The 1,292-nt window shown below is 67.6% G+C and carries 1 pseudogene; it reads left to right on the top strand.

Going from position 1 to position 1,292, the window contains the following annotated elements:
- Positions 1 to 839: pseudogene (locus ACEN88_RS32055) on the top strand (hypothetical protein); the annotation flags it as partial.
- Positions 840 to 1,292: the final 453 nt, after the last annotated feature.

Here is a 1,292-nt window from a genome sequence, read left to right on the forward strand (position 1 = left end):
CCTGGCGGGCGCTGCGCGACGCGCCGTTCACGTACACGACCACGTTCAGCCATTTTCATTGCCTGCCGGCCCGCGAGCGCCGCCCCGCCGCGCGGCCGCAGCGTCAGCAGGTTTTGCATGACACCGGTGATCGGCCAGCTCACCGCGGCGAGAATGTGCAATACGGCGCCGCGAGCGTCCAGTATGGCAGCGGGACTGTCCAGGCCGGCAAAGGCAACCAGTCTGCCCGCGGCCCGGGCAACAGGCAGTTCGATGCGCGCAACTGGACGGGCGCGACCGGCCCCGATCGGCGTCACGATGTGCCCGGCCGCGCCGATCCGGCGCTGCCGCAAGATTGGCCGCAAGATCGGCCGCAAAATCAGCCGCAAGATCAACCGCAAGATCGGCTGGAAGACAAACCGAACCCGGACATCTCTCCCGCGACGTCTACGCCATTCACGCAAAACAACCGCCACGGTACGCACGCGATCCTGTCGCCGTCGCTCGTGTACGCGGCACGCAACCGCGGTGGGCGCATCCTGTCGCCGCGCGTCGCGGACGCCACGGCAGCCATGCTGGCGCGCTCGCCGCTCGTGCGTTTCAGCCTGCATCCGCCGGATGCGCGCTATCCGGAACTGGTCCGCCACATCCAGCGGTCGCTGGAGCGCCTGCTGGAAGGTCGTGAAGCGGTGACGAAAGCCGAGTTTGCGCGCCGCGTCGTTCAGCGCTTCACCCCGCGCCTCACCCCGCGCGTTACCAATACGGATCCCACCAGCCACCCCGCCAGTAACCCGGACCCCAGCCGTAGTAGCCCGCAGGCGGTCCATAGTGCTGCAGATCGTACTTCGCCCCCAGGCTGATCACGCAACTGCGCCACGCATCCGTCTGGGCCGCATAGCCCAGCCGGACACAGGCCGGGCCGTAGACCGCCATCATCCGCTCGACATCGGCTTGCGCCTGGGCCGCGCGCTCCTGCGGTGTCGTGCACGCGGCGAGCGTGAGCACCAACCCAATACCCAGCACCCGAATCATGGTGCTTCCTCCAACCAACGCGCGCGTCTTGCGCGCCTTTCCACAGCTTAGAAGACAGTAAAAGCCTACGAGAGAGCCAGCTCAATCGCGCACGGGGAACCATCGCGGGTAACGGTTGTCGCGTACTCGCCCGCACGTGCAATTTCTGGCAAGATGCCGCTTTCTCCAAAGGGATGAGCGCATGCGACAACGTGGATGGGGCAAATGGGGGCGGCGGGTTGCGGTCGGGGTCGTGGTGCTGCCGGCGCTCGTCGCGGGCGGCGCCTGGATGGCCTTGCGCG

The sequence above is a fragment of the Massilia sp. CT11-108 genome, assembly GCF_047302915.1.
In the GTDB taxonomy this organism is placed as follows: domain Bacteria; phylum Pseudomonadota; class Gammaproteobacteria; order Burkholderiales; family Burkholderiaceae_D; genus Telluria; species Telluria orientalis.